The organism is Candidatus Methylomirabilota bacterium, from assembly GCA_035260325.1.
Classification (GTDB): domain Bacteria; phylum Methylomirabilota; class Methylomirabilia; order Rokubacteriales; family CSP1-6; genus AR19.
In genome coordinates this window covers 1-3818 of record DATFVL010000143.1, presented here as the reverse complement: position 1 = coordinate 3818, position 3818 = coordinate 1, and the positions used below count along the sequence as shown (strand labels likewise).

At 71.4% G+C, this 3818-nt stretch carries 5 protein-coding genes; 1 reads left to right on the top strand and 4 read right to left on the bottom strand.

All coding sequences use genetic code 11. The annotated features are described in order from the left end of the window. Positions 1-25: 25 nt before the first annotated feature. The 4 genes from VKG64_09550 to VKG64_09535 all read right to left on the bottom strand — a co-directional run bounded on the left by VKG64_09550 (position 26) and on the right by VKG64_09535 (position 2318). Complete coding sequence (locus tag VKG64_09550) at positions 26-496, bottom strand: VOC family protein (GenBank protein HKB25284.1); 471 nt, start codon at positions 494-496, stop codon at positions 26-28. Beyond that, positions 493-837, bottom strand: coding sequence for a Lin0512 family protein (locus VKG64_09545; GenBank protein HKB25283.1), 345 nt, complete (start codon positions 835-837; stop codon positions 493-495). Before VKG64_09545 ends, VKG64_09550 begins: the two co-directional genes overlap by 4 nt. Next, positions 834-1628 carry an LLM class flavin-dependent oxidoreductase gene (locus VKG64_09540; GenBank protein HKB25282.1) on the bottom strand — a complete coding sequence of 265 codons (795 nt, stop codon included), beginning with the start codon at positions 1626-1628 and terminating at the stop codon, positions 834-836. The genes VKG64_09545 and VKG64_09540 overlap by 4 nt, the downstream gene beginning before the upstream one ends. Before the next feature lie 72 nt (positions 1629-1700). Beyond that, complete coding sequence (locus VKG64_09535) at positions 1701-2318, bottom strand: NIPSNAP family protein (protein HKB25281.1); 618 nt, start codon at positions 2316-2318, stop codon at positions 1701-1703. 85 nt (positions 2319-2403) lie between these two features. Here VKG64_09535 and VKG64_09530 point away from each other — a divergent pair. After that, on the top strand, positions 2404-3818 hold a 1415-nt coding region (locus VKG64_09530; protein ID HKB25280.1), incomplete at its 3' end, for an aldehyde ferredoxin oxidoreductase N-terminal domain-containing protein.

Genomic DNA, 3818 nt, shown 5'->3' with positions numbered 1-3818 from the left:
CCTTCGGGGCGCCCCGGCTCTCACGTCAGGATATGGCCAGGCCGCGGTGCGCGAGCTCGCCTTCGAGATCAAGCTCGGTGGTGCGGGCGGACACCCCCCCCGGGACCGTCCAGAAGATCTCGAACTCGAGGCCGTCCGGATCCTTGGCGTAGAGCGAGAGGCTCACGCCGTGATTCGACGAGCCGACCAGCGCGCCGGCCTCGCCGAGGCGCTGCCGGGCGCGCACGAGGTCGGTGATGTCGCCGACCTCCCACGCCGAGTGGTACATGCGCGCCACGCCCTCGTCGGGCGCGGCCATGCCCGTCTGCTCGAAGAGACCGAGGTGATGGTCGTCGGGGCTGCCGGAGATCCTCAAAAAAGCCGCGTTCGGATATCGCTTCTTCACCTCGAAGCCCAGCACGTCGTGGTAGAAGCGCACGCTGCGCTCGACGTTCGACACCCAGAGGACGAGGTGCTGGAGCCGCTTCAAGCCGATGCCGGTCGTCGCGGTCGTCATCGCCGCGGCTCCTCGGGGTCGGCGATGCTGACCGTGATGGCCGCGCACGCGATGAGCGTGTCGCTGCCCGGCACGCGCAGGCCGCCGCCGACGGCGCGCACCGTCACCTCGCCGTGCGGCAGCTCGCGCCGCACCACGTCCACCTTGACCGACGCCGGGTCGGGGACGCCGACGGTCACGTCCACCAGCATCTTCCCGCCCCGCGCGCGCACCTCCTGGAAGAGCGGCAGGCTCGAGTGCCGGATCGCGTCCGACACCGCCCGGCAGGCCGCCTTCGTCGAGTCCTCGCCGTGAACGTCCACGCCCATCCCGAATTCGAGCACCTGCGGCTTCGCGCTCACGCTCCACCTCCGCTCGACCCGGGCTTCGCCGCCCGGAGCAGCGCCACGTGCTCCTCGACGGTGTCCTCGCCGGTGATGGCGCGGAGGACGACCTCGTCGACCGCGCCGCGCCACCTGGCGAGCACCGGCGCGATCGCGTCCGGGCTCTGCGCCGCGATCGCCGTCTCCACCGGCTTCACGCCCATGCGCTCGAAGTGGGCGGCGTACGCCGGGATCCGCGCGTAGCGGCCGCCCTCCTCCCCGAGCCTCGTGCACGCCACGGGGCCGAGGGCGAGGCGCACGTAGGCGAAGAGCTTCGGCGGCTTCCGTCTCGCCGCGGTCGCGCCGGCGCGCACCCACTCCGCGGAACGGCGCGCGTGCTCGGGCGTCAGCCAGTTGAAGAGCACGCCGTCGGCGACCTCACCGGCGAGGTGGCACATCTTGGGACCGAGGGCGGCCACGACGATGCGCGTCTGGAGTTGGGACCGTAGCGCGGCCACCCCGTCGCGCACGCGCTTGAGGGAGTCTGGGTTCGGGCTCCCCACCCCGAGGAGGAGCCGCTCGAGCGGCAGCACGTTCGCGCGCACGCCCTGGACGATACTCTCCGGCCCGCGCGTGTGGAGCGGGATCACCCCGATGCCGACCTCGATCCGCTCCGTCTGCCGCGACGCCAGGCCCAGGGCCACGAGGCCGTCGGTCGAGCCGGGATGGTTCACCCAGAAGGAGGTGTACCCGAGCGCCTCGGCTTCCCGCGCGCACGCGCGGATGATCTCCGGCGTCGTGCCGGCGAACAACGCGAAGCCCTGCCCCATCGTCGTCTCCTTTTCGAGGCTCTGAGGTGCGGGGCGCCGGCGGACTCCGGCGCCCCGCGACGACCGCGAAGGCTACTGGAGCGGCGAAAAGGCGGCGGGCAGGAGGACCTTGTTCTCCTGCGTCAGGAGCCGGTCGGCGCCGCCCGGCGGCGGCCACACGCCCTTCTGCCTCGCCTCGTCGCGCACCTTGGCGCGCTGGTCGAGGCTGCCGTAGGCCCAGATGTGGACGAAGCCGTTGGCCCGGCCGAACTCGACGCCTCCGGCGAGCACCACGGGCGAGAGCTTCATGCGCTCGGGGAGCTTCGCCTCCCAGCCCTTCGCCACGTCGGGGAGCGTGCGGGGCTTCAGCGTGTAGTAGCGAAGCTCGAAGATCGGTCCCACCTTGCCCGGACGGGGCTCGGGGACGAAGCCGAACGGCACGATGATCTCCGAGCGCATCTCGCGGATGAACTCCTGGATGCCCGGGTTCCAGTTCGCGTCCTTCGCCGCCTCGGCCCGGATGCGGTCCCGGTCGGCGAGATCCCGGTAGGGCCAGATGTGAACGATCTCGTTGAGCGGCCCGATCTCCGTGTGCAGGAAGGCCGTCAGCTCGGAATACTTCTTCCGGTACTGGTAGGCCTCGCCGAAGCGCTTCTCGACCTCGGCCAGGCTGCCCGGAGCGATGCGGTAGGTCCGAATCTCGTAGATCACTGTCGGCCTCCTTTGGGACGGAATGGGCCTCGAACGTAACGCACCCCGCCCGGCCGCGCAAGATGGGTATACTCCTGGCGGGACCATGACCGTGACCGTCACGCTCTTCGCCGACCTCAGGCGCTTCCTGCCGCGCGGGGCCGAGGGGCCCCAGCGCTTCACGGTCCGCGACGGCGCCACGCTGGCCGACCTGCTCGCCACGATCGGCGTCGCGCCCGACGCCGAGGTGACAGCGGCGGTGGACGGCGAGCTGGCGGCGCGGGACACGCCGCTGCGCGACGGCGCCGACGTCATGCTGCTCTCACCGATGGAAGGCGGCTCGACAGGAGATCGCATGGACCGCTACGGCTACTGGAACAAGATCCTGCACGTGAGTCTCTCCGACCGGCGGACCTGGATCGAGGAGCCCGGCGACGCCTTCTTCCGCCGCTACGCGGGCGGCCGGGGCCTGATCGCCCACTATCTATTGAAGCACGTGCCGAAGGGCGCCGACCCGCTCGGCCCCGACAACATCCTCGTCATCGCCCCCGGCGTCATCACCGGCGCCCCCGTGCCCGGCGCCGGGCGTCACAGCGTGGGCGCGAAGTCGCCGCTCACCGGCGGCTTCGGCGAGTCGGAGTCCGGGGGGTACTGGGGCGCGGAGCTCAAGCGCGCGGGCTGGGACGGGATCGTCGTCCACGGCGTCTCGCCGGCGCCCGTCTACCTCTGGATCGCCGACGCGGCCGTCGAGATCCGGGATGCGGGGCGCCTCTGGGGCAAGATCACCGGCGAGGTGGAGGACGCGATCCTCGCCGAGCTCGGCGACCCGCGCATCCGCGTCGCCACGATCGGTCCCGCGGGCGAGAACCTCGTGCGGTTCGCGTGCATCGCCAACGACCTGAACGAGGTGGCCGGCCGCACGGGCATGGGCGCGGTGATGGGATCGAAGCGCCTCAAGGCGATCGCCGTGCGCGGCAAGATCCCGGTGAAGATCGCCGACCAGCCCGGGCTCCTCGCCATCGCCAAGTGGGTGTCGGGGACGATGGACGAGAAGCACCGCGCCTTCCACGAGTTCGGCACGGGCGCCGCCATGCAGGGCAAGAGCCTCGAGGGCGGGATGCCCGTCCTCAACTACCGCCTGGGCGCCTCGGACACCGTCGCCAAGGTGGACGCGATCGCGGTGCGCGATCAGGTGCGCGTCCGGATGGGCGCCTGCTACGCGTGCTCCGTCCGCTGCAAGAAGGTCGTCCACATCGAGCAGCGAGAGGAGACCGCCCGCGAGGCGGCGGAGACCATCTACAAAGGCCGCGCGAAGGTCGGCGTCGATCCGCTCGGCCGCTACCGCGTGGACCCGCGCTACGGCGGACCCGAGTACGAGTCGCTCGCCTCCCTCGGCGTGAACCTCGGGCTCGACGACCTGATCGCCATCTGCAAGTCGAACGAGATGTGCAACTACCTCGGGATGGACACGGTCTCGCTCGGCGCCACGCTCGCGTGGGCGATGGAGTGCTTCGAGAAGGG